We start from the raw sequence: 322 nt of genomic DNA on the forward strand, positions 1-322 counted from the left end.
AACGCCGAGAAAGCGCAAGAAAAGCGGGTAAAGCTTCTGCGGCGGCAAGACGTAAAAAAAAGTCTATGAGAGAAAAAATGAAGCTTTTGCTTTCCTTACCAGCTTGTGATAGTGATTTAACAGAGCTTGAAGCTATGGGAATTCCGATTGAGGAATCTGATAATGAAATGGTTATACTTAAAGGGTTATTTTTGAGAGCGGCTACTGGAGACGTTGCAGCTTCAAAAGAAATTCGTAACATTCTTGGCAAAGATAACTCTTCTGAAGAACTTGCCTTGAAGAAAAAGGAACTAGCACTTAAGGAGAAACAATTAACAGGTGA

Annotated in this window: 1 protein-coding gene; it reads left to right on the top strand. The window is 39.4% G+C overall.

Features of this window, described 5'->3' with window-relative positions; genetic code table 11:
• The coding region (locus OCV67_RS13580; protein WP_178085202.1) for a hypothetical protein at positions 1 to 322 on the top strand (322 nt) is incomplete at both ends.

Source organism: Porcipelethomonas ammoniilytica, assembly GCF_025567485.1.
In the GTDB taxonomy this organism is placed as follows: domain Bacteria; phylum Bacillota; class Clostridia; order Oscillospirales; family Ruminococcaceae; genus Porcipelethomonas; species Porcipelethomonas ammoniilytica.